The following is a 26,081-nucleotide window of genomic DNA, read 5'->3' on the forward strand; positions in this document are numbered from 1 at the left end:
CTTCGGGCGTGGAGACGCCCGAGCCTGCAGCGCCCCGGCGCCGGGACGCGACCCGCACCCGTCAGCTGCTGCTCGACGTCGCGAAAAAGCTGTTCGCCCGCGACGGATATTCGGCCACGACGGTCCGCGACATCGCCGACGAGGCCGGCGTGAACGTGGCGCTGATCAGCCGCTACTTCACGTCGAAGGAGGGCCTGTTCGAGGCCTGCCTGTCGAGCGCGGTCAGCGAGCTGCGCCGCGACTCGGGCGAGATCGTCCTCGACGACGTGGCGGCCGAGATCGCCCGGCGCATCACCACGTCCCGCGACGACCAGAGCATGAGCGAGTCGATGCTCCTGCTGCTGCGCACCTCGGGCGACGAGCGGGCCGAGCAGATGCGCCGCGGCGTCATCCAGGCCATCAGCGAGCGGCTGGCCGCGGCCTGCTCCCCCACCGCCCCCGACGGCCTGCTGCGGGCCCAGCTCGTGCTGGCCACCTCGCTCGGCATCGTCGTGCTGCGCTCCTCGCTGCGCGTCGAGCCGCTGACCTCGGCCGGCGAGGACGAGCTGACCCCGCCGCTGACCGACCTGATCAACGCTCTTCTGCGCGGACCCGCCTGAGCCAGTCCGCGACCAGCGGCCCGGTCACCTCGGGGCGTTCCAGCGGCGCGTTGTGCCCGGCCGCGTCGAGCACGGCGTACGTGGCCCGCGGATAGTCCTCGAGCACCCGCCACGTGTCCCGGTAGCCGACGATGTCGTCCTGACGGCCGGTCAGCAGCAGGGTGGGCCCGTCGTACCGCCCGCCGGCGGGACCGAGGCGCACGCCGTAGTCGGCCTCGATCCGCTGGGCCGCCGCGGGGTCGGCCGCGAGAAGGCCCGGCAGCACGAACTCGCGGAACCGTTCCCAGTCGCCGGCCGACTCGACGACGGCCTCCGCCTGGTAGAGCTCCCGCTCGGTGGCCGGCAAGGACCGGATCAGGTCAGGATCTTCTTTCAGTACGGTCCGAGGGGGCAGATCCCGCTCGCCGCGCTCGGCCACGATCGCCGGGCACAGCAGGCACAGCCCGAGCACCCGCCGCGGCATGCGCGAGGTGAGCGCCCGGGCCAGCATGCCACCCCACGAGTTGCCGACTAGCGCGAACCGCCGGTCACCGAACTCGGCGCCGACGAAGCGCACCAGCTCGTCGACCACGTCGTCGCTGCCGTTCAGGCCGGCGCGTCCCGGCGTACGGCCGAAGCCCGGCAGATCCGGGTAGATCCGCTCCCAGCCCGGCTCTTTCTCGAAGATCTCCTCGAGGGGAAGCAGGATCCGGTGGTCGACCCCGAACCCGTGCAGAAGGAGCACCGGCGTGCCGTGGCCGCGACGTTCGACGTACATCAAAAGATCATAAGGCCGCCCCGGCCGGTGTCGGATCACGGACGGGAGCGGCCCGGCGACCCGACCTGGCACGGATCCTGCTGGAAGTCGGGCCGGGAGGTGCACGGTGTCCGTCTCGTTCGAGCTGGCCATGACGCCACGCTTCGGTCTGGAGGTGTCGCCCGCGCTGATCGCCTTCGGTGAGCTGCTGATGCTGCCGTACGCGGCGCTGCGCGACACGGTCGAGGACGAGCTGAGCGCCAACGCCGAGCTGGAACGTCTGGAGACCGGCGAGTGCCCGGTCTGCCGGGGCTCGTGGGCGGCTCGCTGTCCGCTGTGCGGGGTGCCTTCGCGCGGCCGTGCGGAGGTGGGTCCACCCGACATGCCGGACCGTGACACCGATCTGGCCGCCCTGCGCCGTCTGGTGCTGGCCGAGGTGCCGGCGGCCGACCGGCCGCTGGCCGACTATCTGGTCGACTGTCTCGACCGGCACGGGCTGTTCGACCGCGATCCGGTGTCGTGCGCGGCCGACCTCGGCGCCGACGGCGAGCGGGTGGCCGGTGTGGTCGCGGTGATCCGCCGCTGCGGGCCGCCGGGGGTGGGCGCGACCGGCGCCGCCGAGTGCCTGCTGTTGCAATGGGAGGCTCTGGGCCTGCCGGACGACCCGATCGCCCGGCGGGTGATCGCCGATCATCTGGCCGCGCTGGGCCGCGGGCATTTCGCGGCGATCGCCGAGGCGCTGGGCACCAGCCGGGAGCAGGTCCGGGCGGTGCTCGAGCTGATCCGGCGGCGGCTGCGGCCCTATCCGGCCTTCGACGGCGGCGCCGCGCCCGCCGCGTCCTACGTGGTGCCGGACGTGGTGATCCGGGCCGACGGGGACGGTTTCCGGGTCGAGCTGGTCGAGGCGGCCCTGCTGCGCCTGCGGGCCCGGCCGGGCGGGCCGGGGTCGGCCGCGGCCCGGATGTTCCTGTCGCAGCTGCGCGACCGGTGGGCCACGCTGCGCCGCGTCGTCGAGCACGTGGCCCGGCGCCAGCAGGCGTTCCTGGCGCACGGGGCGGCCCATCTCGTGCCGCTGACCCGGGCCGAGGTCGCGGTGGCGCTGGACCTGCACGAGTCGACGGTGAGCCGGGCCGTGGCCGACAAGTACGCGCTCATGCCGGACGGGACGACCAGTCCGCTGTCCGCGTTCTTCTCCGGCTGCGGCGGGGCCGACGAGGCGCTGCGCCGCATCCTGAGCGCCGCGCACGGGCGGCTCTCCGATCAGCAGGTGGCCGAGAAGCTGCGGGCCGAGGGGTTCAGCATGGCCCGCCGCACGGTGGCCAAGCACCGCGCGCGGCTGGGTTTCACGGCGGCCGCGCTGCGCTGAGCGTGGGCTGGCCCCGTTCTTGCAGTTCTCCCTGACGCATCTGCATGACGATGGGAGAGCTCCATGTTCGAGACCGCGACGGCCGGCGAGTACACCGCCGAGACCGAGATGAACCAGAGCGAATATCCGGCGGCGCCGCAGGGCGAGGACGAGTGGGGCCGTCGTCGGCGGTACTGGCGCCGGCGGCGCCGCCACTACGACTACGACGACGATGACGAGTCGCAGTCCCCGCAGTCCGAGGAGCAGTTCCTGCCGTTGCTGCCGCTGCTGGCCAACGTGGTGCCGGCGGTGCTGGGCGCGCTCGGCGGCGGCAAGCGCGAGGCGGAGTACGAATACGAGGACGAGGACGAGTTTCCGCAGGGTGAGGACGAGGGCGAGGAGCAGTTCATCCTCGGCCGGCTGCTCAAGGGTGTGCTCGGCGAGGCGCCGGAGCGCGAGAGCGGGCCCGTGCTCAGCCCCCAGCAGGAGGCGGAGATGGCCTCGCGGCTGCTCGAGGTGAACAGCGAGGACGAGCTCGGCAAACTGCTCGGCAGCATCGTCAACGTGGTCGGCCGGGCCGTGCAGGGCGTGCAGAACGCCGCCCGGACGCCGCAGGGCCGCGCGGTGATCAACGCGGTCGCCCCGGTCGTCCAGGCCGCCATGCCGGGCGCCGGCGAGCCCGGCGAGATCTTCGAGTCCGAGACCGGCGGCATGAGCCAAGAGCAGGAGATCTTCGAGACGGCACGGCAGGCCGTACGCCTGACCGCGGCCACCGCCCAGCACGCGGCGGCCGCTCCGGCCGGTGTGCCGGCCGAGCTGGTCGGTGAGCTGGGGCTGATCCGGGCGGCGTCGCGGTTCGCGCGGCCGTTGCTGGGCCGGGCGGTGCGCCGCATCTTCGGCGGGCGCTCCCGGTTCGGCTACCGGCCCGGCTATCGCGGGTTCCGGCCCGGCTACCGCGGTTACCGCGGTGGCTACCGCTACGGGCACCCCTACCGCCGCTACGGGCGGCCGTGGGGTTACCGCGGCTACCGCTACGGTCCCGGTTACGGCCCCGGTTACAGCTACGGCCCCGGTTACGTCGAGGGGCCGCCGCCGGAGCCCTCGGGCCCGCCGCCGGCCGGTCCGCCGCCGGCGCCGCCCGCCGGTCCGCCGCCCGAGCCGCCGCAGCCCGGCTTCCGCTGGGTCGCCGTGCCGATCGGCGCGCCCCCGCCCCCGAGCGTCCCGCCCGAGCCCGCCCCGGCCGCGCCGCCGTCCGGCGCGACGCCGCCGGAGGCGCCGCCTCCGCCCGGCCCCACCTCAGGTGAATGGGAGAGCCAGTACGGCGAGGCCCCCTACGGAGAAGCCCCATACGGCGAGACGCAGTACGGCGAGTTCCAGCCCGAATATCAGCAGGGCGAATGGGAAGCGCCGCAGAACGGGCACGGCGACGGCGGGGGCCGCTGGGTCCGCCGGGGCGGCAAGATCGAGCTGCTGGGCGCCTGAGCGATGACCGTTCACCCGTCCGCCACCCGGTTCGTCGAGGAGGAGACGCGCGCGCTGCTGACCCGGCTCCGCCTGGTCCAGCCGTTCGTCCTCCAGGAGACCTCGGTCGCCGCCGCGGCGCTGTCACCGGCCGCGCTGGCCGGCATCGAGGATCACCTCGCGGCCGGCCGGCGCGACGTGGGCCGGCGCGGCGAGGAGTTTCTGCGCTGGCTGGCCGGCCCGGGCGCGGCGGCGCCGGCGGCCGAGCAGCAGCGCCGGTTCTGGACGTTGCGGATCGCCTTTCAGAACGCCCTGTCGCAGTTCGACCTGTTCTCCGAGGTGATCACGCAGCGCAGCGAGACCGGCAACGGCGTCATGCTCTCCGGGCTCGACGTGGCCGCGGCCGAGGCGCTGCGCCTGCCGGGCGGGCTGGTCGACGGGCCGCCGGTGGTGTGCGCGCTGCACCGCGGTCTGGGCGGGGCGATCCGCCGGGTGCGCACGCGGCTGCCCGGCGGCGGCGAGAACCCGGTGGCGATCATCCGGATCCCCCGGGAGCGGATCATCGGCTTCGGCGTCGCGTCGTCGCTCGTGCACGAGGTCGGCCATCAGGGCGCGGCCCTGCTGGGCCTGGTCGACTCGCTGCGCACGGGCCTGCGCCGGCACACCACGGGTGCCCGGCACCGGGCGGCGTGGCGGCGCTGGGACTCCTGGATCTCCGAGATCGTGGCCGACTACTGGGCCGTGGGCCGCATCGGTGTCGGTTCCACGCTCGGGCTGATCGCCCTGGTCAGCCTGCCCCCGGGGTTCGTCTTCCGCCCGTCCGACGACGATCCGCATCCGGTGCCGTGGATCCGGGTGCTGCTCAGCTGCGCGATCGGTGACCGGCTCTACCCCGATCCGCAGTGGCGGCGGCTGGCCGCGGTCTGGCGGCGGATGTATCCGCCCGCCGATCTGCCGCCGGGCACGGCCCGGATGCTCGCCGATCTGGAGGAGACCCTGCCCGAGCTGGTCACGCTGCTGGTGCGGCACCGTTCGCCGGCGCTGCGCGGGCGGCCGCTGGGCGAGGTGCTGCACCATCCCGAGGTGCATCCGGCGGCGCTGCTGCGCCGTTTCCACGCGTGCGGCGCCGATCCGCGGCGGCTGGCCGGAGAGCCTCCCACGCTGGCGTTCGCCCTGATCGGCCAGGCCCGTGCGGCCGGGCTGCTCGGCGCGGCGCGTGAGGCGCGGCTGCTGCGCGAGCTGATCACCGACTGGGCGATCACCAGCACGCTGGCCACCGCGCGGGCCGCGGTGCCGACTTTCGTGGGCCAGCCCACGATCTGGGCGGATCCCCGGAGGACCGGCCATCACCTTTCCCTCGCGATCTGATCGGAGAAGAACCATGTCGGAAGACACCATCCGGGTCGGCAGCCTGAGCGCGGAGCGGCAACTGACGCTCACCGCGAGCCCGGACACCATCACCGCCGGCGGCGTCGTGCAACTCATCGCCGTCGCGGCCCGGCTGACCGGCGAGTACGACGTCACCTGGCGGGTGGAGGGCCCGGTGACGCTGCCCGAGGGCGGGCTGGGCATCACCAGCATCACCGGCCGCCACCACGATTTCGGTGACGGCGACGACGAGGAGGGCGACGGCCCGGTCATCCGGGCCACCCTGGACACTTCCGCGCTGGCGGTGGGCCAGTGGACCGTACGCATCGATCTGGAACGCACTGGTTTCGTCGAGCACGGGGAGGTGAGCCACCGGCATCCCGTGTGCGCCAGCGACCAGTTCCGGGTGGCGCCGAGGCCGTTCACCGCCGGCGACGACGTCTCGGTGTCGATGCGGCGGGCCGCGGTGACCCCGACCACCGACCAGGCGCTGTGGGTGGCGATCCGCAACAGCACGGCCAACATCAGCTTCAACCCGTACATCGACTTCATCGACCGGATCTGGCGTGAGAGCGACCCGGCGCGCAGCGCGCTCAACGGCCACCGCTCGCAGCTGCGGCGCGTCGAGCGGCGTACGGCGCTGCCGTTCCCGCACGTCGAGCGGTACCGGCTGCTCAAGGCGGCCACCGAGGTCTTCCTCATGATCAACGTGCGGACCGATCCCGGCGACTTCCGCAACGTCGACCTTCAGCAGGAGAGCGCCCGGCTCAACCGTGACGTGCGCCCGGGCGAGCTCGAGGAGCAGTTCCGCCGCTACCTGGTCGGCACACCCACCGGTGGCGGTGGCGACGATCTGGACGTGCTGCCCTATCTCGACCTGGTGCGCCAGGCGCTGGGCGACGTGCCGGTCGTCGGCCTCGACGGCCACCACGACGAGGCGTCGCTGGCCTACGGCATCCTGGCCGAGAAGCTGACCCGGCCCGTGCTGATCGAACCGATCCACGAGTACTGGCTGGAGTGCGGCGGCCTGATGCGCACGATAAACGCCGTCACCTGGCGGTTCCAGAACCGGGCCAATCCCCATCCGGGGCGCGACCCGCTGGCCGGTGTCGACATCGACCCGCTGCGGCCGCTGAACAACGTGCTCTGGGGCTGGCTGCGCGACGCCGACCACCGGCTGACCGAGGCCCAGCGCCGCGACGAGTACAAGCACCACTACGGTCTGCCGCCCGGCCCGTCCGACCGGCGGCTGGCCGACACCCGCACCCGGTTCCTGGGCGCGTTCCACAGCCTGCTCGCCGAGTGCCTGCGCTTCTACGAGGACGACGACCTGACGGTGAAGATCGCCAACGGGTTCGACGTGCTCAACAGCCTGAAGGAGACCCACCTGCTGCTCACCCAGGGCGCGCACAACCAGTACGGCGATCTGCCGTGGACGGCCCGGCACGAGTTCCTGATGGCGCAGTGGATCTTGAGCCGCGCCGAGATCCGCGACTTCCTGCCGCACCAGGTCATGGTGGACACGCCGGAGTCGTGGATGCGCTCGGTCGACTCGATGAACCGGCTCCAGCGCTGGTCCGACGTGTCGGCCCAGCACTACCGCGACCTGGCCGAGTTCGCCGAGCAGCTGCTGCTGGGCATCCGGTTCGGCGCGTGGACGTCGGTGAACGACCCGGATCAGGCCGCCAACTGGGCCCGCTACTTCCGGCGCGAGGTGCAGCAGTACTGCCACGCGTACCAGGCGGTGACCGGGCAGGGCGTGCACCGGAGGGCGTCGGCCGCGCTGGGCCGTGAGGCGTCCAACGGCTACGCGCGGCGCCCGCAGCAGTCGGTGTTCCCCGGCTGACCATGGGCCCGCCGATCATCGACGCGCACTGTCACGCGGGGCCCGGTGACGGGTTCACCGGGCCCTGGGACACGGCGGCGCCGCTCGGGGACTATCTGCGCCGGTGCGACGAGGCCGGCATCACCGGCTCGAACCTGTTCGCGGCGTTCCACTCCGACTACGCGGCGGCCAACGAGCAGGTGGCCCGGATCGTGGCCGCCCGGCCGGGCCGGTTCACCGGGTTCGCGATGGTGCACGCCGACCGGGACCGGGGCCGGGTGGCCGCGATGATCGCCCGGGCCGTGGACGGCCTGGGCCTGGTCGGGATCAAGGTGCACCGGCACGACGCCCGGCTCAGCCGCGAGATCTGCGCGGTGGCGCGGCGGTGGCGGCTGCCGGTGCTCTACGACCCGGCCGGCGAGACCAGCACGGTCGCCCTGTCCGCGGCCGAGTTCCCCGACGTCGACTTCGTCATCCCGCACCTGGGCAGTTTCGCCGACGACTGGTCGGCGCAGACCGCGTTCATCACCGTGCTGGCCGAGCACCCCAACGTCTACACCGACACCTCGGGGATCAGGAGATTCGACCTTCTCGTACGGGCGGTGCGCCGCGCCGGAGCGCACAAGGTGCTGTTCGGCTCGGACGGGCCGTGGCTGCACCCGGGGCTGGAACTGGCCAAGGTACGGCTGCTGGGGCTGCCCCGCGCCGCCGAGGAGCTGGTCCTCGGCGGCACCTTCCGCAGGCTCACCTCACGGGTACGGCGCCCGCCGCCCGCGGCACCGGTATCCCCAGCGTTCGCGCGGCCCGGCCCGCGTCCCCGTCCGCGCTGATCAGGGCCGAGCGCAGCGCCTCCTCCTCGACGCCGACGGTCAGGTCGGCCAGGGTGGCGCCGCGGCGCAGCCGGTCACGCACCCACCCTTCGAGGCGGGTGTCGCCGGCCGGCGCGCCGGGTCCGGGCCGTTCCGCCTCGGGCACGTCGCCCAGGGTGATCTCGTCGCCGCCCAGATGCCGGTGGATGATGCGCAGGGCGAGCGCGCGCAGATCCCGGACGTTGCCCGGATAGGCCCGTGCCAGCAGCAGCTCCCGGACCGCCGGCGACAGCCGCGGCGGCTCCTTTCCGGCTTCTTTGAAGAAGTGCTCGACCAGCGGGATCACGTCGTCGAGGCGCTCACGCAGGCTGGGCAGCCGCAGCGTGCAGCCGGAGATGCGGTGGAAGAAGTCGGGCCGGAACGTGCCGGTGGCCTGCCCGGCGGCCAGGTCGCGGTTGGTGGCGCAGATCAGCCGGAACGAGCTCTTGCGCCACACGTTGCTGCCGACCCGTTTGAACGTGCCCTCCTGGATGACCCGCAGCAGCTCGGCCTGCAGCGTCACCGGCAGCTCGCCCACCTCGTCGAGGAACAGGGTGCCCCCGTCGGCCAGCTCGAACGCGCCCGTGCGCGGAGCCGAGGCGCCGGTGAAGGCGCCCTTCTCGTGCCCGAAGAACTCCGAGCCGGACAGGGTCGGCACGATGGTGCTGCAATCGAGGATGACCAGCTTCTTCTTGGCCGGCCGGGCGTCGAGGTCGTGGATGAGCTGGGCCAGGCGCTCCTTGCCGGTGCCGCTCTCCCCGGTGATCAACACGGCGGCCGCGGTGAACCGGGCCGCCTCGACCGCCTCGCGCAGCACGGCCCGCCACACCGGGCTCTCGCCGACCAGGAACTCCCGCACGTACGGCCGGTCGAGCAGCACGTCGACGCTGTGCCAGCGCCGCAGCCGCCGGGCGACCAGCTCGGCCGTCCCGGCGCCGCTCCACACGACCACGTCGGAGGCGCCGGCGCGCAGCAGCGCCCAGCCGGTGTCGCCGGCCGGTATCGGCACGGTCGAGAGCACCAGCAGGCGGCCCGGCCCGGCCAGCCGGCGCACCCGGTCGGCGGCGCCCGGATCGGACGCGTCGAGGGCCAGCACGGTGTTGCGCGCGCCCGGCGACGCCTTCACTCCGGCGTCGCGCAGCGCCGCCGCCGCGGGCAGCTGGGCGATCTCCAGGCGGGCCTCGACCGGCACGGTGCCTTCCGGACTCATGCCCGCGCCTCAGCTTCTCGAGGCGCCGGCCCTGGTGGCTTTCGCCGGAGCTTTGCGGGGCCGGGCCTTGGGCCGGGCCTCCCCGTTGGACTTGCCGGCCTCCTCCGGGCGGGCGGCGGGCGCCGGTGTCGGCTTGGCCGGGGTCATCGTGGTCGCCGGGCGGTTCCCGTCGCCGTCGTGGTCGTGGTCGTCGCCGTCGAGGTCGCCGTGGCCGGTGACCTCCAGCGCCAGCACGTCCTCGAGCACCTCGAAGTGGATGTCGCCGGGCTGCGCCGGCTTGGTGACGATCTGCGCGTCGCAGACCGCCTGCTGGGTGGCCGCGGCCGAGTCACGGGCCTCGCCCGCGGTGGGCCAGTCACGCGACGACTTGGCGATCAGCCGGCGATCGCCACCGAAATAGGTCACCAACTGCCAGGAATAGCGGTGGGTCCGGCCCCGGACGATCTCGAAGTAGAAGGGGTTCACGGCGATACCTCCGTTACAGCTTTCTCATCGTGGACGAGCAGGTCGGGAAAGGGAGAGGACAATGTCATGAAGCCGATTCTTCCGACGTTTCCCACTAGGGACGCCCGCGCCGGTAGGCGGCCAGGGCCCGCTGCCCGAACCCGCGCCGCCGGGCCAGCTCGGCCTGAACGGCCGGGTCGCCGGGCTTGCCGTTGAACACCACGGCCGGCACCTCGAAGCGCAGCAGCACGATGTCGGAGGCCTGGTCCACAGTGACCGCCGGCGCCCGCAGCACCGCGTCGACGGCCTGGTAGTCGCGGCCGAGCTCGGTGACCAGATAGTCGACCTGGGCGGCCAGATCGGAGAGGATGCCGGCGCCGGGGCGGCGCCCGTCGAAGGTGTGCGTGAATAGTCCGGCCCGGCGGTTGGCGCTGGTCCACTGGGCCAGGCCGACGCCGGGCAGCTTCGGCCCGAGGCCGCGGTTCTTGTCCCGGTCGCGGATCTGCTCGGGCGTGAAGGTCCGCACCTGCCCGTCGAAGCCTTGCGCCCGGGTCGGGGTGCTCTCGGCGCTGCCCTCGATCCGTTCCGGGATGACTCCCGACTCGGCCATCAGGTTGCCGACCAGCCCCGCCGCGCCCGCAACCGGATAGCGGTACCGCCGCACCAGCAAATCCATCACCCGCGCGGCCCGCGCGTTCACATCATCGAGGGATGCCGTTGTCTCTGTTCTCGGCCCTCTCACGCTGATGATCGCGAAGAACGTGCTCTGCCGCCCGGCCGTGCTGAGCCGCCCGTCGGGCCTGGTGGTCAGCCATTTCTCGCCGACGGTCTGCCCGACGTTGCCGCCGATCACCCGGATCCGCCCCTGCTCGATCTCGGTGACCACGTCGCAGTGGGTGGCCCGGGTCTGCGCGTCGCCGATGTTGTCGTAGGTGGCCCCGCTGCCGGCCCGCGCGTTGCACACCAGGTCGCCGACGCGCGGCGCGACCTCGTCCACCCGGTAGGCCCAGAACGGGTTCCCGGTGACGGTGCCGAGCCGGTTGCGCCGGGCCGCCCGGATGTACGTCTGATGCGCCGGCGAATAGGCGAAATGCGCTCCGGCGCCGGCGGTCCTCATGACGTACGAGATGAAGACCGCGCTCCAGGGGTGCACGCCCTGATAGGCGGAGCTCTGCAACTGGGCGTCGGTGACCGGGACACCGACGCCGACGCGGTAGTACTCGCGCAGGATCGGGCTCGCGGCCGGCATCATCTCGGTCAGCGCGGTCCCGCGAGGCCGCCACCGCCGGAACTCGGCCCGCGCGACCTGAGCGATCCGCTCACTCAGTGGCGTGGCCGGCGGCCCGCTGGGCGGCCCCTCGGTGAGGTCGCCCGCCGGATCGGCCAGCAGCCTTCCGCCGTACACCTGGGGAATGTCGTTGTGTGGTGTTGTCGTGTCCTCGACCCGGAACCGGGCCGACCTCGGCACCTCACGGGCCACCCGCCGGCTGTTGGCCGCCGTGCCCTCCCCGGCCCGGAAGATCACCCGCATGGCCCCGTTCGGGCCTTTGCGCCGAGCCCAGGCGATCAGCGGCGCCGGGTCGGTGTAGAGGGCGTCGAACGTGTGCACCTCGTCCGGGTCGGCTTCGCCGAGGACCTGCATCAGCGCCGCTCCGCCACCGGAATGCGCCGTGAGGATCAGCCGCCCCCGCGTGGCCCCGGTCCCGGTCACCCCGTTGAAGCGCCGCAGAGCATCGTCGACCAGCTCACCGAGGGCCCCACGCCGGCGCAGCGCCGGAAAGCTGAACCCGTGGCCCGAGCGCCCGCCGAAGAAGTGCCCCCGCGGCAGCACCGCCAGCGCCGGCCCCGGCCGCCCGCTCAGGTCGAGCCCGCTGACCGGAAGTTTGTCGCGGACCAGGTTCATCCCCCGCCCCCGGGCCGAGAACCCGTGCAGATGAACCACCACGTCCACCCGCGACCCGGCCGGCACCCGGTTCCAGCGCAGCACCAGATCGGGCGGGCTGCCGACGTGCCGGGCGAGCTGCGGAAGCCGCCCGACCACCAGCCGGCCGGGCATGGCCTGCCGCCGCACTTCGCGGTGTTCGAGCACCGCGGTCGAAGCCGTCATCGCGGACCCTCCTGCCGATAGCTCTCCAGCGGAGAGCCAGCAAGAAACGGGCCAGCCCTCGTCTATGGTGTTCGGCGTGTCGACGAAGGGAACTCTGGCCGTCGCCAAGGTGCTGGCCCATTGCGGCGGTTCGCCGTCGGCGGCGCTGAGCCACCTCGCGAAGGAGATCGCCGCCGATCCGCGGGATCCCGCGCCCTACGCGGCCCTCGATGACCTGCGCGGGGAGCTGCCGGCCGAGGTCGCCGCCGCCCTCGCCGAGGCGGACACCCTCGGTCCCGTGGTGGCCGGCGCCTATTTCGCCTACGCCGACGGCGACATGGACGAGGCGGTCATGTGGCTGGGCCCGGCGTGCGGCCATTCGCCGGAGGTGCCGTGGGCGCGGGCCCCCTGGTTCGGCGACCCGCGGTTTTTGGGCGCGGTGACGCCGGCCGCGCTGGCCGAGGCCACCATGCGCATCGGCGACCCCGGCCGCGACCTCACCACCGCGCTCGCCGTGGAGTGTCTGGGCCCGTGGTTCGCGGCCATCGAGACCGTCTGCGACCGCGATCCGGTCCCGGAGCAGATGGCCCGGATGGCGATCCTGCTGCGCGCGTGCGGGCGCACCACCGAGTCGCTGTCCCTGTGCGACCGCGCCGACGCCGTGCGGCCGGTGATGCTCACCGAGGTCGTGCGCGCCGGCACGTGGCGCGGGCTGGGCAACCGCGCGGAGGCGGCCGCGGCCTTCCACCGCGCCCTGGCCCTGGAGCCGGGCAACTGGTCGCTCCATCTGGACCTGGCCGACCTGGCCGCCGAGCAGGGCGACTTCGCCGAGGCCGCCGCGCAGGCCACGCGCGGCGAGGAGCTGGAACCCCACGATGTCACGATGCGCGCGGCCGCGGCGGCCTACCGGGCCCGGGCGACCGGCTCCCCCACCGACCGCCGGCGATTCGGCGAGCTCGCCCCGCAGGTGCGGGAGCCCTATCGGAGCACGCTCGCCGGCTACGCCTCATCCTCCTGAGACCCCGGCGCAGGCGCTCACCGTGATCGATCCCCTACCGGGTTGCGTGATCCCTGTAGGGTTCGCCGCGCCGGGCGGGAACGTGCCCGGGCCGGTGTGAAAAGGGGACCTGGGGTGGACGGACGCGGGCTTGTGCTCGGCGGGGCGGTGGTGGTCACGGTCGCGGCCGCGCTGTCGGGGTGCACGGCGGACAAGGAGGCCGCGGCGACTCCGGGGCTCGAAGAGCGCGGCACGGTGCTGACCACGGTGAAACCGTCGCGGCAGAACCTGTCGAACCAGATCAGCCTGGCCGGCAAGGTGGCCATCAACCCGTTGTTCGGCATCGTCGCGCCGACCGCCGGGGAGATCCGCTACGTGCAGCGCAAGCCGAACAAGACGCCGGCCGCCCAGCCGCTGTGGGTGGCCACCGTGTGGGACGACGGCACGCCGCGGCGGGTCAACATCCCGGAGGGCTCGATGCTGGCGGGCCGGCTCATGGACGACCGGTCCGAGGTCAGCGCGGGCATGCCGATCGTCTCGGCCCGGCACGGCGGCTACGGCATCGTGGCCGACATCGACAGCGCGGCCGCCTACCGCATCTCCGGCGCCGCCAGGAACGTCACGGGCCAGATCAAGAACGGTCCAGGGCCTTTCCCCTGTACGGCTCTGGGCACCATCGCCGCTCTGCCGGCCGGCACGAACCCCGAGCCGCCGAAACCCTCCACCACCCCACCCACTCCCGGTGCGCCGTCCGCCCCGGTGGCCCCGGTGGAGGACCCGGCGGCCGCGCCGGCGGAGGGGTCCGAGCCCACCGGCCTGCAGCTGGTCTGCGCCCCGCCGGCCGGCGTCAAGCTGATCAACGGCGCCGACGTCACCCTGTCGGTCGTCACCGACCGGGCCGGCAACGCCATGGTGCTGCCGGTCGAGGCGGTCGCCGGCACCCAGGGCAAGGGCAAGGTCGACGTGCTCACCCCGGACCGCACCCGCAAGACCGTCGACGTGGTGCTGGGCCTGTCCGACGGCAAGGTCGTGCAGATCAAGTCGGGTCTGCGCGGCGACGAGGACGTCGCCGTGCCCGGCCCCGACCTGCCGCAGCCGGCCGAGGGCCCGAAGTGATCGAGCTGACCGGGATCACGAAGGTCCTCAAGGGGCAGTCCGAGCCCCGTACCATCCTCGACGGTGTCGAGCTCTCTGTGGCGGCCGGGCAGAGCGTGGCCATCGTCGGGCGCTCCGGCTCCGGCAAGAGCACCCTGCTCAGCGTCATCGGCCTGTTCGACCGGCCCGACCAGGGCCGTTACCTGCTGGGCGGGCAGGACATCAGCCGGGTGCCGGAGCGCCGGGCGGCGAAGCTGCGCAGCTCCCACTTCGGTTTCGTGTTCCAGCGGTTCTTCCTGCTCAAGCATCTGACGGCGGCCCAGAACGTGGCCATGGCGCTGGTCAACGGCCAGGGCTGGCTGCCGCGCCGGGAGCGCCGGGCCCGGGTGATGCGGGCCCTCGACCAGGTCGGCATCGCCCACCTGGCCAAGAACCGCCCGGCCAAGATGTCGGGCGGGGAGCAGCAGCGTGTGGCGATCGCGCGTTCCCTCGTCCGCGATCCTCAGGTTCTGCTCGCCGACGAGCCGACCGGCGCCCTGGACACCGAGACGGGCACGCTCGTCATCGACGCGCTGCTCGGCGCCACCGAGCGCGGGTGCGCGCTGATCCTGGTGACCCACGACCGTGACCACGCGGCCCGGATGGGGCGCGTCCACGACCTCGTCGACGGTGTGCTGACCGAGCGGGTGCGCTCATGAGGCGCCTGTCGGGCCGGTTCCGGTCCTCCCTGATCATCGGTGTGCAGGGCATCCGGGCCCGCAAGCTGCGCACCCTGCTGTCGATGGTGAGCTTGTTCCTGGGCGTGCTGGCCGTGGTGGCCGTACAGGCCGGAGCCAGCATCGCTGAGCGGGCGCTGCTGTCCGACCTCGAGCTGACGTACGGCTACGACGGCACCCGCGTGATCGGCATGCCGCCGGAGCAGAAGGCGGCCGACGCGGTGCTCGGCTCGGTGAAGGGCCGCACGGACGTGGTGGCGGCGGTCTCCATGCAGGGCATCATCGGCGAGCCCGGCGTGCGGCCGGTCAACGAGGGCGGCGCCCCGATCGGCCAGGACTGGGGCGGCGGTCAGGTCTGCTTCGCCGACGGTCACTGCGAGGAGCCGACCGGGCCCAAGGGCGCGGCGGTGGAGGTACGCCTGTCCGCGCTGACCGGCGACATCCGCCAGTTCCGCCCGTTCCGCACGGTGTCGGGCACCTGGCTCGACTTCACCACCGTGCCGTCGATGGCGCCCCGGCTGGTCCTCAACCAGGAGGCGGCCAAGGGCTTCACCCAATATGAGGTGCCGGCCGAGATGCGGGTGCGCGGCGCCACCGCCAACCTGACACCCCGGTTCGTCGGCGTGGTCGACGACGGCAGCGGTGAACCCCGCGCCTACGTGCGCATGGACGAGCTGGCCACCTGGCTGCCGCCCGGCAAGCTGGTCGACCCGAACACGGCCGGCGAGATCAACGTGATGCTCGAACCGGGCTCCCCGGTCGAGCCGGTGCTCACCGCGAAGATCAAGGCGGCCGGCCTGGAAACGTACGTCACCGACGTCAACAACCGCGAGCAGCAGGAGGATCAGCTGCGCCTGATGCGGCTGGTGTTCTTCTCGATGGCCGGCCTGGTCCTGCTGATCGGCGTGGCCGGCATCCTGAACGTGGGCCTGGCCACGGTCGGCGAACGGGTCGAGGAGTTCGCGCTGCGCCGTGCCGTGGGCACCCCGCGCTCACTGCTGGCCGGCATCGTGCTGGCCGAGACCCTGCTGACCGGCCTGCTGACCGCGGCCGCCGCGATCGGCGCCGGCGCCCTGGCCCTGAAGGCGGCGGCCACCCTGGCCGGCGACTCCTACCCGATGCTGGCCAACGTCCAGTTCCCGTGGGAGGCCGGCGTGGCCGGCATCATCGCGGGCATCGTGGCCGGCGTCCTGGGCGGTTTCATCCCGGCCTTGCGCGCCGCGGGCATCCCGATCGCCACGGTCATGCGCGCGTGATCATAATGACCGCCGTGACAACGACGGTCCACGATGGATGCCCGGCCTGCCGCACCCCGCTCACCACGGCCCCCGGCCAGGCGCCGTGGTGCGCCGGGTGCGAGTGGAACCTCGACCACTTCCCGCCCGACGAGCACCTGAGCTGGTTCGGGAACAGGATCGCCCGTGCAGACAGCCGCGCCGGCTTCGCCTCCGACCGCCTGCTCGCCCGCTCGGCCGACCCGCAGCCGGTGACCCACCGCGGCTTCCGGCTCCTGGTCGCGCTGTCGGCGGCCATCATGGTGCTGATGCTGGCGGCGATCGCCGGCGGCCTGTGGCTGATCGTCGAGGGCGGCCCGTTCTGGCCGATCGTCTTCGGCCTGGCCCTGCTCGGCCTGGCCTGGGTGATCCGCCCCCGCTTCGACCGGCTCAAGCCCCTGCTGAAGACCAGCTACCGCGTCGAGCCGGCGAACGCGCCGGCCTTCCACGCGTTGCTCGACCGGATCGCCGCCGAGCTCGGCGCCCCGAAACCGGATGTCGTGCTGTTCACCTTCGGCTGGAACGCCGGCGTGGTCGTCACCGGCCCGCGCCCGCGGCGGGTCCTCGTGGTGGGCGTCCAGCTTCTGCTGGCCCTGCGCGCCGACGAGCTGGTCGCGCTGCTGGGGCACGAGCTGGGCCATCTCGCGTACGCCGACAACCGCCGCCTGATGCTGACGATGCCGGCCCGGCTGACGTTCGGCCGGCTCTCCGAGCTGGTCCGCCCGCCCCGCGTGTCGGCGGCCGAGCTGGGCCCGAGCCCGCAGCTCATCCTGCACACGCTCTGGCAGCTCACCGGTGGCCTGCTGTCGTGGCTGCTGTTCGCCGCCCACCTGGCTGTCACCTCGGTCTCGTCGCGCGACGACCGCGCCGTGGAGCTGCGCGCCGACGAGATGTCCGCCCGGGCCGCCGGCACCGGCGCCGCCCTGCGGGCGATCGACACCCTGGCCACACTGCCCCTGCTCACCGAGTACGTCCAGCGCCACGTTCCCCGGGGCGAGGCCGCCGCGACGTGGCGCCGGATGCTGCGCTCGGTCCAGGACCGCGAGGCGGAGCTGGCCCCCGCACGCCGGCAGCTGTCGATCCGTACGGCCGCCTCGCTCTTCGCTTCCCACCCCGCCCCCGGCCGTCGCTACGAGTGGCTGAAGGCCCGGCCCCACCACGAGCCGGCGGTCGTCGTGAGCGATCCCGGGGCTGTGGAGCGCGAGATCGCCCCGTACGCCGAGGCCCTGCACCGCACCATGCTCAAGGAGATCGTCCACGACTGACCGCGGGGCGCGGGATCTGTCAGACCCGATGGCGAGGCTGGGCCATGACATAGGCCGGGACCGGGTCGTCCCAGCGCCGGGCGGGCTGGGGGACGCTGGCCCGGCCGACCGGGGCCGCCGGGGCCGGGGGCGCCGCGGTGGGGTGGGGCCAGGGCAGGAAACGCAGTTCGCGCTTCGCGGCCAGGTCCTCGACCCAGCCGAAGAACAGGACCGCGTTGACGAGCAGGGCCAGGGCTATCACGCAGTAGCTGATCTCCTCGCCGGTCTCGCCGAAGATCCACGTGTTGAGGGCGTCGCCGATCGGGAAGCACAGCGCGATGGCTACGTTGTTCCACAGGTAGATCGTCACCGCGCGGGCGTTGATCAGGGTGACCCAGTTGTCCAGGCCGCGCCGCTTCGTCAGCCATGTCATGTCCGGCTGCCAGCGCAGCAGGGCCAGCACGAAGCCGATCTGATAGACGCCGTACGCCACCGGCATGTCCTGCAGGACGCCGTCGCCGGGGTGCTTCCACGCCCAGGCCAGCGCGCCCACCGCGCAGATCAGGGCCACCGCCGTGATCAGCCGGCCGTTCACCTTTCGCAAGGTGCCGTCGCGATGGGCGAAGCCCAGGATCCAGCAACCGGCGTACATCAGAAGGTCTGTCCCGACCTCCTGGAAGTTGGGGTTGGCCGGCCAGACCGGCCACACCGTCAACGCCAGCAACAGCGCCAGCGGCGCCACGACGGTCACCAGGCGGGCCCGGCGGTAGAGCCACAACATCACCGGGGACAGGGCCACCAGCCACAGATACGTGACCAGATACCAGATGACTTCCTGCGCCTGCAGGCCCACGTCGCTGGACGGCGGCGACACGAACGGCACCACCCAGGCGATCAGGTGCCACAGCGCCGGGCGTTCGTCCCAGCCGAGCAGCAGCATGGCGGGAACGACGAAAAGACCCAGGACCCAGTACGCCGGCAGGAGCCGCCGCACACGACCCCAGATCACCTTGACCGCGCCCGGTTTCCTCGCCAGCGAGTTGGCCATCAGCGAGCCGGCGAGCGCGAACATCACGCCCATCGACGGGAAGACCAGCTCCAGGACGGCGAACGGGAACATGTGGTACACCGACACCCGGATGATCGCCAGCACCCGCAGCGCATCGAAGTACCGGTCGCGCGTTGGCGCCCTTGTCTCGGCCACGACAGCCCCTCCCACAGCACACGATGAGGCGCTCACGCTATGAAGCGATCTTGTCCGTGTGCTGTGGGCGGGCTGTCCCCTATCCCTGCGCGGTCGCGTACGCGGCCGAGCCGATCAGTTCGAGGGACACCTGGAGCCGCTCGAGGCTGATGTTCTTGGCGATGGTGTCCTCGGGGCTGTGGTACGGCGGCTCCAGCAGGGCCGGCGACTCCTCGCCGCGCCACGAGAAGTTCGCGGCGGCGATGCCGACCTCCTGGAACGACTGGTGGTCGCTGGAACCGCGCAGCGTCACCGGCGAGATGCGCGGAGCGTAACCGAGACGTTCGGCGGCGGCGGCCACCTCGTCGGTCGCGCGGTTGGCCAGGCCGGTGTACGACAGCAGCCAGTACCGGGTCGCCGGATCCCAGCTGGTGGCGACCATGTCGTTCTGGAACACGGCCAGGATCCGGTCGCGCTCCGGCTGCGGCAGCTGCGCCACGTAGTACCTCGACCCGATGAGCCCCTGCTCCTCCGAACCCCACAACGCGAAGCGCAGGCGCGCCTTCGTCGGGAGGTTCCGCAGCACACGGGCCAATTCCAGATTGAGTACGGTCCCCGAGCCGTCGTCGTTCGCACCAGGAGCACCGATGACGGTGTCGTAGTGGGCGCTCACCATGACGACCGGCTCGCTGCCGGTCGGCTTGCGCCGCGGCGCGTCCGCGATCACGTTGTGCGACGTCAGATTGCGGTGGGCACGCGTGGTGACGGTCAGGTAGAGCCGCCGCTTGGCCAGCAGGTCGCGCAGCCGGTGCTTCTGGGCCTGAGCCACACCGACGACCGGGATGGGCACGGCGGTGGCCAGCACCGGGCTGAACGCCGAGGCCCGGCGCGGCTCGACCAGGTCGACCGGCAGGAAGACGACGGCGGCGGCGCCCTTCTCGACCGCGGTGGCGACCTGGGCGTCGCGGGACGCGGCCACGTAGTCGACCAGCACGATCTTGCCGGTGACGTCGGACGTGTAGTTCTCCGGCGCGCCCGCGGCCACGTCGACGACAGTGCCGCGCACCCGGGTGTCGAGACCACCCAGGGCCGACGCGCCGGCCTGCCAGTTCAGGTCGCGGGGCAGCCCGGTCGGCGAGTCGAGCTGGGCGAGGAACTTGTCGGCGACGGGGAACGGCTGCAACGCGACGTCGTACCCCAGCCGGTCCAAGGTCCTGGCGATGTAATCGGCGGCGATCTTCTCGGAGCGGGTGCCGCCGATGCGCGGGCCCATGTCGACCGAGAGCACCTTCAGATGCTGCAGGGCACGCTCGGCCGACACACGCCGGGCGACCTGGGTGTCGTGACCGGTGAGCGCGGGCGGCCGCACGGCGCCGGGCCGCTGGTCGGTGACGGCCCAGGCGGGGGCCGGCAGGGCCACGGTGGCCGCGCCGCCGAGCGCGACGGTCAGCATGCGGCGGCGGGTAACCGAGTTGTCCATGGGTCTCCTCCTCGTCAGAGCGAGGACGGCGGCCTCGTGGGCCATCGTTCCCCGCTGCCGAAGAACCTATGGGCAATATCAGCGATCTTCAATAGGTCCGGAAACCCTCAAGTCCTCCGCCCATTGCCGATGTACCCGGCAGGGAGGGCCGATGGACGACGTCACACGAGAGGCCATGCGCCTGCTCGAGGAGGCGCAGGCGGGCGGCACGCACGAGGCACTCGAGCGCGCCGGCACACTGCTGCTCCAAGCCGGCGATCGCGCCTGCCTGCATTTCGTGCGGGCCGTGGCGTACGACGTGCTCGGCGATCCCGCCTCCTCCGAACAGGCCCTCGAGGACATGCTCGTGGCCGCCGAACGCGAGGACAGCCCCGGCTGGCAGGCCTGCGCCCTGGGCACCCGCGCCTCCCAGCGGGCCCGGCTCGGCGAGACCCACGCCGTCGAGTACGACCTCGACAGCGTCATGCGCGACCTGGTGCAGGCCGAGACGTACGCCGTCATCGAAACCGAGCCGGTGGCGGCCGTGCACGCCCGGGTCGCCATCGCGTTCGCCCTCATGGAGCTGCGCCTCTACGAACTGGTCGGCCCGCACTACGAGGCCGCCTACGAGATCTGCTCCCACGACGAGAGCCAGAGCGGCAAACGCTCCATGTGGCTGATCAACCTGGCCGAGCTGCACCTGCACTGGGCCCTCGAGCTCTACCAGGTCGGCCAGGTCCAGCAGGCCGAGAACCACACCGCACAGGCCGAGGAGTACGCCGTACGGGCGGCCGACGAGGTCAGCGGACCGGCCGCCGACGTGTGGCGCAGCTACGCCCTGCTCGCCGCCGCCTGCGCCAAGGCCGACCGGCACGACCCCACCACCGCCGCCGTCGAGATCTCACACCACCAGGGCAAACTTCAGGCGTACGGCATGAGCCCGCTGGTCGTGGCCTTCTGCGAGCCCTTCCACGCCGTCGCGCTGCGCCGCACCGGGCGCCTCGACGAGGCCCTCGACCTGATCGGCCGCGCCGTCGGCGCCCTGCCCGGCGACGCCGGCGTCCTGATCACCTCGGCCACCCACCACACCCACGCCCTGCTGCTGGCCGCGCACGGCTCGGCCGACGCCAAGGCGGCCCTGGCCTACGGCGCCACCCTGGCCGCGGCCCTGTGGCAGCAGAGGCAGCGCACCCTGCACTCGTTCACCACGATGAAGTCGCTCGACCTGCTGCGCCGCCGCCACGAGCAGGCGGCCCGCGCGGCCGACCTGGACGCGCTGACCGGCATCGCCAACCGGCGGGCCTTCGACGAGGCGGTCAAACGCACCCAGGACGGCGACGTGGCGGTGCTGGTCATCGACACCGACAAGTTCAAACAGATCAACGACACGGCCGGCCACGAGGCGGGCGACGCGGCCCTGCGGGCGATCGCGACGGCCCTGACCGCCAACGTCCGCGACCAGGACCTCGTGGCCCGCCTGGGCGGCGACGAGTTCGCGGTCCTGCTGCCCGGCCTGGACACCGGCACCGCCTATGAAATGGGCCGGAGAATGGTCGACGCGGTACGGGCCCTACCCGATTGCCCGGCCACCCTCAGCATCGGCGTGGCAGGCGGACCGGCGGCCGATCTGGTGCACATCGTGCGCCGCGCCGATGCGGCGATGTACCGGGCGAAAAGGCGCGGCGGCGACGATGTCGAGGAGTGCGAGGACTACATCGAGCAGCTCCCGGCGGCCTGAGTTTTCGCGCCTACCCCGTTTCGTCGCGGAATAACCTATCAATTTTTGGTTATTACCAGCGGTTCCACGGGCCACACAAAAAACTTTCGCCCAATCCGTTCGAGCAGCGTATTCGAATGCGGCGGATATGTTGAGCTGACCGGGTCGTAACGAAGACCCGGGAGGAAAAGAAATGCGTAAGACAAGCCGCCGCATGGCCCTTGCCGGCATGGGCCTGTTCACCGGTGCGGCCATGGCGCTGGCCCCGGCAACGGGCGCACTCGCCAACGATCCCGACGACGCGACGGCGAGCGCCGCCGGCGCCTACGCCCCGCCTCCTGAACACAAGCCGAGCATGTCCGGCATCGTGATCGCCATCTTCAACCTCGACGGCCTGCCCGGCCTCGACGCCCTCACCAGCTGGCCCATGGGCGGCCCCAGCGCCCCCTGGCAGGGCCAGCAGCCGGGCCAGCCCGGCGGCCCCCAGCCCGGCACACCGGCCGGCCCCGCCACCACCGAGCCCGCCACCGACGAGCCCACCGCCACCGAGCCCGCTACGACCGAACCAGCCACCACCGAGCCCGCTACGACCGAACCAGCCACCACCGAGCCCGCCGCCGACGAACCCGCCACTTCCGAACCCGCCGCCACGGAACCGGCCGCCACGGAACCGGCCACGACCGAGCCGGCCACGACGGACGAAACCGCCACGACTGAGCCGGCCGCCACCGAGCCCGCCGCCACCGCTGGCGAGCCCGCCGCCACCGCCCCGGCCGCCACCGAACCCGCCGCGACGGACGCCACCGCGACTGCCCCGGCCACCACCGAGCCCGCCGCCACCGCTGGCGACCCCACCACGACTGAGCCGACCACCACCGCCGGCGACGCCACCGCGACCGCCCCGGCCGCCGAGACCGCCACCGGTGCGGAAACCACCACCACGCCGACGACCGATGCGACCGCCGGCGAGGCCACCACCGCACCGGCCACCGACGTGACCGCCGGTGAAGCCACCACCGCACCCACCGCTGGTGAGGCGACCACGACGCCCGCCGCCGGTGAGGCGACCACGGCGCCCGCCACCGACGTGACCACGGGCGAGGCCACCGCCACCGCGCCCACCGCCGACGAAACCACCACCGCGCCCGCCGCCGACGCGACCGCCGGCGAAACCACTACCGCGCCCGCCGCCGACGTGACCGCTGGTGAAACCGCCGCGCCGGCCGCCGAGGTTGCCACGGGTGAAGCGGTTCCCGCCGCTGAGGGCACCGCCACGGAGCCCGGCGCCGAGGCCGTCACCGGCGGCGAGGCGACCGCGACCGTCGAGACGACCGGCACCGCGACCGTCGAGACCGGCGCCACCACCGTCGAGGCCGCCCCGCCGGCCGCCTGACGTACGCACGGCACCGGCCCGCTGCCCAGGACGGGCACCGGCACCGACCCGCTGCCCGGGATGGGGCAGCGGGCCGTTTGCCGGGACCGCCCATCATGGAGCCATGACGGATCTTGGAAGCCTCGCTCAGCGGACCGCCGACGAACTCGTCAAGACCCGTGCCGGCGCCGTCGTCGGCGTCATCTCCGGCGATGACAGTGAGATCCGTTCCGCCGGCCGGGCCGCCGCCGATGATGTCTTCGAGATCGGCTCGATCACCAAAGTCTTCACCGCCCTCGCCCTGGCCCGGCTCGCCGTCGACAAGACCGTCGCCTTGGACGAGCCCCTCGCCGATCTCCTGCCGGCCGGCGCTTCCGTGCCCGCCCGTGACGGCGTACAGATCAATCTCCAGCACCTCGCCACCCACACCGCCGGACTCCCCCGTCTGCCCACCGGCATGCTCAAGCGCCTTCTGCTGCACCCCAACGACCCCGACCCGTACGCCGGCTGCACCACCGACATGCTCCTGGCCGCCCTGGCCCGTACCCGCCTCTCGGCCGCTCCCGGCAAACGCTTCCGCTACTCGAACTTCGGCGCCGGACTTCTGGGCCTCGCCCTCGCGCGGCGCGCCGGACTGCCGTACGCCGAACTGATCCTCCGCGAGACCGGCCTCCCCCAGCCCGGCCCCACCCACCTGATCCAGGGACACACCCGCCGCGGCCGTGCGACCCCGCCCTGGCACCTGGCCGACCTGGCCGGCGCCGGCGCTCTCCACTCGACCGCCGCCGACCTGCTCGCCTTCCTGCGCCGCCAACTGGACGAGCCGGACGACCCCGCCATCCAGCTCACCCGCTCGGTGACGCACCGGATCAACGCCTTCTCCTGGGTGCACCTGGGCTGGATGGGCCGCCGCCTGCACCCCAAGCTCGGCGGGCACACCCAGTTGTGGCACAACGGCGGCACCTCGGGCTTCACCTCGTTCGCCGGCTTCGACCCCGAACACCGCACCGCCGTCGTGCTGCTCAGCAACACTCAGCGCCTCATGGACTCCGAGGCCGGCGACCTGCTCCGCGCGTTGAGCGCTTAACGCAGCGGCCGGAACGCCTCCCGCAACTGCGCCGCGAACAACTCCGGCTCCTCCCACGCGGCGAAGTGCCCGCCCCGCGCGGCTTCGCCGAAGAAATTGAGCGTGGGGTACGCCTTCTCGGCCCAACTGCGCGGTGTACGCCAGATCTCGCCCGGGAAGGCGCTGAACCCGACCGGCACTCGCGGGTCCGGAAGCGGAGCACCGCCCGCGGCCGGGGCGTCCGGTCCGTACGCCTCCCAGTAGGAGCGGGCCGCGGACGTACCCGTGCCGGTCAGCCAGTAGGCCGTGATGTTGTCGAGAATGTGGTCGCGGGTGAGGTTGCCCGACGGCCGGCCGTCGACGAACGCGCCGGAGATTTTGTAGTAGGCGTCTGTGTCGTGGTCGATCATCCAGGCGGCCAGGGCGACCGGCGAGTCCTGCAACGCGTATCCGATGGTCTGCGGCCGGGTCGCCATCTCCACGAAGTAGCCGTTCCCGCTGCTCTGGAACGTCTTGATCGCGGCCAGCGCCGCGCGCTCGGCCTCCGTGCCGTTCGGCAGCGACGCCGGGTCGTTGAGGGCCGGCACGAGCAGGTTGGTGTGGATGCCGGCGAGCCCGTCCGGGCCGAGCCGCCCCAGCGCGTCGGTGACCCCGGCGCCGACGTCGCCGCCCTGGGCGACGTACCGGTCGTAGCCGAGCCGGCGCATCAGCTCGGCCCAGGCCCGCGCGGTCCGCACCAGGTCCCATCCCGCTTCGGACGGCTCGGCCGAGAAGCCGTACCCCGGAAGTGACGGCAGCACCAGGTGGAACGCGTCCTCGGGAGCGCCGCCGTGCGCGGTGGGGTCGGTGAGCGGACCCACCGAGTCGAGCATCTCGATCACGGAGCCGGGCCAGCCGTGCGTCATGATCAGCGGCAGGGCGCCCGGATGCCGGGACCGCACGTGCACGAAGTGGATGTCCACCCCGTCGATCTCGGTGGCGAACTGCGGCAGCGCGTTGAGCCGGTCCGCGACCCGGCCTCCGTCGTACTCGGTTGCCCAGTACCGGCTCAGCGCCCGGATCGTCGCCAGCTGCACCCCTTGCGAGCGATCACCGACAATCTCCCGGGTCGGCCAGCGGGTCGCCGCCAGCCGTCGCCGGAGGTCGTCGAGCGCATCCTCGGGGAACTCGACGGCAAACGGCCGGATCTCGGTCTGTTGCTGGAGCGTGGTCATCTCACACCGCCTCTTTCGGAAGCTTCGGGCACGTCTCAGCCTCGTCGTGTCCCGATTCCCGGTGACCCGTGAGATGCCCTGGTCCCCGGGGCGCCGGGCACCGCCCGTACTGCATCCTAGGAACCTAGTTTTTCTTGGGCGTCCTCCGAGCGAGGACGCCGATCTCAGTAGAGTCGGTCCATGACCATCGATGATCGGCTGAACACGCTCGACGCGCTCTGGTCGGTGTGGGCGGCGACCGGGCGCACCTTGACCGACGCGGACTGGGACAGGCCGACCCGCCTCGACGACTGGACGGTGCGCCATCTGTGGGCGCACGCGGCCCAGTGGCCCTTCGGTTTCGCCGTGCTGGTGGAGCAGTGGGTGACCGACGCCGCGCCCACGCACGACACGGCGGCCGCCCTGATGGCCGAGTTCAACGCCCCCGACGGCGTCGCCAACACGATGCGCGGCCAAGTGGCGACCGCGGGCCGCGAGGACTCGGCGAAATACACGGTCGAGCAGATGGTGTCCCAGTTCGCCTCGACCGGCCCGACCGCCGTCGAGGCCGCCCGCAAGCTGGGCCCGGTCCGCGTGAACTACTTCGGCCGGGCCGTCATGCCCCTCGAGGAGGCGGTGAGCATCGGCATCCTGGAGGCCACGGTCCACCTGCTCGACCTGCAACGGGCCCTCGACGCCGAGCCCGGCGTCCCCGCCGGCGGCCTGCGGCATACCGCCGCCGTCCTGGCCCAGATAGCCCCGCCGATCGACTTCATCGAGGCCGCCACGGGCCGCGCCTCGACCGACCTGTTCCCCGTCCTGTCCTGACCCGGAGCCGGCCGG

Annotated in this window: 22 protein-coding genes; 15 read left to right on the top strand and 7 right to left on the bottom strand. The window is 72.8% G+C overall.

The window, feature by feature from the left end; translation table 11 throughout:
* Positions 1-8 precede the first annotated feature (8 nt).
* The gene (locus ACQP2X_RS28280) at positions 9-599 is read left to right on the top strand and encodes a TetR/AcrR family transcriptional regulator (RefSeq protein ID WP_498686948.1); all 591 of its coding nucleotides are present in this window, start codon (positions 9-11) and stop codon (positions 597-599) included.
* On the opposite strand, the gene ACQP2X_RS28285 is transcribed toward ACQP2X_RS28280, so the two are convergent.
* The gene (locus ACQP2X_RS28285; RefSeq protein ID WP_498686949.1) at positions 571-1,356 is read right to left on the bottom strand and encodes an alpha/beta fold hydrolase; all 786 of its coding nucleotides are present in this window, start codon (positions 1,354-1,356) and stop codon (positions 571-573) included. The genes ACQP2X_RS28280 and ACQP2X_RS28285 overlap by 29 nt on opposite strands.
* Before the next feature lie 106 nt (positions 1,357-1,462).
* Between ACQP2X_RS28285 and ACQP2X_RS28290 the strand changes: the two genes are divergently transcribed.
* From ACQP2X_RS28290 to ACQP2X_RS28310, 5 genes are all read left to right on the top strand, one after another.
* Positions 1,463-2,701, top strand: a complete 1,239-nt coding sequence (locus ACQP2X_RS28290) for an RNA polymerase factor sigma-54 (RefSeq protein WP_498686950.1) — start codon at positions 1,463-1,465, stop codon at positions 2,699-2,701.
* A gap of 63 nt (positions 2,702-2,764) precedes the next feature.
* Positions 2,765-4,162, top strand: a complete 1,398-nt coding sequence (locus ACQP2X_RS28295; protein ID WP_498686951.1) for a hypothetical protein — start codon at positions 2,765-2,767, stop codon at positions 4,160-4,162.
* A 3-nt stretch (positions 4,163-4,165) separates the two neighbouring features.
* The gene (locus tag ACQP2X_RS28300; RefSeq protein ID WP_498686953.1) at positions 4,166-5,509 is read left to right on the top strand and encodes a hypothetical protein; all 1,344 of its coding nucleotides are present in this window, start codon (positions 4,166-4,168) and stop codon (positions 5,507-5,509) included.
* A 13-nt stretch (positions 5,510-5,522) separates the two neighbouring features.
* Entirely contained in the window at positions 5,523-7,355 is a 1,833-nt protein-coding gene (locus ACQP2X_RS28305; protein WP_498686955.1) for a hypothetical protein, read from the top strand.
* 2 nt (positions 7,356-7,357) lie between these two features.
* Positions 7,358-8,164, top strand: coding sequence for an amidohydrolase family protein (locus ACQP2X_RS28310; protein ID WP_498686957.1), 807 nt, complete (start codon positions 7,358-7,360; stop codon positions 8,162-8,164).
* Here the strand turns inward: ACQP2X_RS28310 and ACQP2X_RS28315 are convergent.
* The 3 genes from ACQP2X_RS28315 to ACQP2X_RS28325 all read right to left on the bottom strand — a co-directional run bounded on the left by ACQP2X_RS28315 (position 8,079) and on the right by ACQP2X_RS28325 (position 11,943).
* On the bottom strand, positions 8,079-9,392 hold the full coding sequence (locus ACQP2X_RS28315) for a sigma 54-interacting transcriptional regulator (protein ID WP_498686959.1): 1,314 nt from the start codon (positions 9,390-9,392) through the stop codon (positions 8,079-8,081). The genes ACQP2X_RS28310 and ACQP2X_RS28315 overlap by 86 nt on opposite strands.
* Before the next feature lie 9 nt (positions 9,393-9,401).
* Positions 9,402-9,857: a hypothetical protein gene (locus ACQP2X_RS28320; protein WP_498686961.1), complete on the bottom strand. Its 456-nt coding sequence runs from the start codon at positions 9,855-9,857 to the stop codon at positions 9,402-9,404.
* Between the two features lie 94 nt (positions 9,858-9,951).
* Positions 9,952-11,943: a phage tail tip lysozyme gene (locus tag ACQP2X_RS28325; RefSeq protein WP_498686963.1), complete on the bottom strand. Its 1,992-nt coding sequence runs from the start codon at positions 11,941-11,943 to the stop codon at positions 9,952-9,954.
* 76 nt (positions 11,944-12,019) lie between these two features.
* Here ACQP2X_RS28325 and ACQP2X_RS28330 point away from each other — a divergent pair, with 76 nt between their 5' ends.
* The 5 genes from ACQP2X_RS28330 to ACQP2X_RS28350 all read left to right on the top strand — a co-directional run bounded on the left by ACQP2X_RS28330 (position 12,020) and on the right by ACQP2X_RS28350 (position 17,269).
* A complete protein-coding gene (locus ACQP2X_RS28330; protein WP_498686964.1) occupies positions 12,020-12,940 on the top strand; it encodes a tetratricopeptide repeat protein in 921 nt (306 codons plus the stop codon).
* Positions 12,941-13,054: 114 nt separating this feature from the next.
* Positions 13,055-14,035 (top strand): efflux RND transporter periplasmic adaptor subunit, encoded by a 981-nt coding sequence (locus tag ACQP2X_RS28335; RefSeq protein WP_498686965.1) that lies wholly within the window; start codon positions 13,055-13,057, stop codon positions 14,033-14,035.
* Entirely contained in the window at positions 14,032-14,712 is a 681-nt protein-coding gene (locus ACQP2X_RS28340) for an ABC transporter ATP-binding protein (RefSeq protein WP_498686967.1), read from the top strand. The genes ACQP2X_RS28335 and ACQP2X_RS28340 overlap by 4 nt, the downstream gene beginning before the upstream one ends.
* Positions 14,709-15,986 carry an ABC transporter permease gene (locus ACQP2X_RS28345; RefSeq protein WP_498686969.1) on the top strand — a complete coding sequence of 426 codons (1,278 nt, stop codon included), beginning with the start codon at positions 14,709-14,711 and terminating at the stop codon, positions 15,984-15,986. Before ACQP2X_RS28340 ends, ACQP2X_RS28345 begins: the two co-directional genes overlap by 4 nt.
* Before the next feature lie 14 nt (positions 15,987-16,000).
* Complete coding sequence (locus ACQP2X_RS28350) at positions 16,001-17,269, top strand: M48 family metalloprotease (protein WP_498686970.1); 1,269 nt, start codon at positions 16,001-16,003, stop codon at positions 17,267-17,269.
* A gap of 19 nt (positions 17,270-17,288) precedes the next feature.
* Here the strand turns inward: ACQP2X_RS28350 and ACQP2X_RS28355 are convergent, their stop codons facing one another.
* Together ACQP2X_RS28355 and ACQP2X_RS28360 are read right to left on the bottom strand one after the other, a co-directional pair.
* A complete protein-coding gene (locus ACQP2X_RS28355; RefSeq protein ID WP_498686972.1) occupies positions 17,289-18,452 on the bottom strand; it encodes an acyltransferase family protein in 1,164 nt (387 codons plus the stop codon).
* Positions 18,453-18,531: 79 nt separating this feature from the next.
* Complete coding sequence (locus ACQP2X_RS28360) at positions 18,532-19,911, bottom strand: M28 family peptidase (RefSeq protein WP_498686974.1); 1,380 nt, start codon at positions 19,909-19,911, stop codon at positions 18,532-18,534.
* Positions 19,912-20,062: 151 nt separating this feature from the next.
* Here ACQP2X_RS28360 and ACQP2X_RS28365 point away from each other — a divergent pair, with 151 nt between their 5' ends.
* From ACQP2X_RS28365 to ACQP2X_RS28375, 3 genes are all read left to right on the top strand, one after another.
* Positions 20,063-21,628, top strand: a complete 1,566-nt coding sequence (locus tag ACQP2X_RS28365) for a GGDEF domain-containing protein (protein WP_498686975.1) — start codon at positions 20,063-20,065, stop codon at positions 21,626-21,628.
* Positions 21,629-21,800: 172 nt separating this feature from the next.
* Positions 21,801-23,000, top strand: a complete 1,200-nt coding sequence (locus ACQP2X_RS28370; RefSeq protein ID WP_498686977.1) for a hypothetical protein — start codon at positions 21,801-21,803, stop codon at positions 22,998-23,000.
* 103 nt (positions 23,001-23,103) lie between these two features.
* Positions 23,104-24,066 (top strand): serine hydrolase domain-containing protein, encoded by a 963-nt coding sequence (locus ACQP2X_RS28375; protein WP_498686978.1) that lies wholly within the window; start codon positions 23,104-23,106, stop codon positions 24,064-24,066.
* Here the strand turns inward: ACQP2X_RS28375 and ACQP2X_RS28380 are convergent.
* The gene (locus tag ACQP2X_RS28380) at positions 24,063-25,259 is read right to left on the bottom strand and encodes an epoxide hydrolase family protein (RefSeq protein WP_498686979.1); all 1,197 of its coding nucleotides are present in this window, start codon (positions 25,257-25,259) and stop codon (positions 24,063-24,065) included. The two genes, ACQP2X_RS28375 and ACQP2X_RS28380, sit on opposite strands and share 4 nt — an antisense overlap.
* Before the next feature lie 180 nt (positions 25,260-25,439).
* Here ACQP2X_RS28380 and ACQP2X_RS28385 point away from each other — a divergent pair, with 180 nt between their 5' ends.
* Positions 25,440-26,066, top strand: a complete 627-nt coding sequence (locus ACQP2X_RS28385) for a maleylpyruvate isomerase N-terminal domain-containing protein (RefSeq protein WP_498686980.1) — start codon at positions 25,440-25,442, stop codon at positions 26,064-26,066.
* Positions 26,067-26,081 lie beyond the last annotated feature (15 nt).

This window comes from Actinoplanes sp. CA-131856 (assembly GCF_050956135.1).
GTDB lineage: Bacteria > Actinomycetota > Actinomycetes > Mycobacteriales > Micromonosporaceae > Actinoplanes.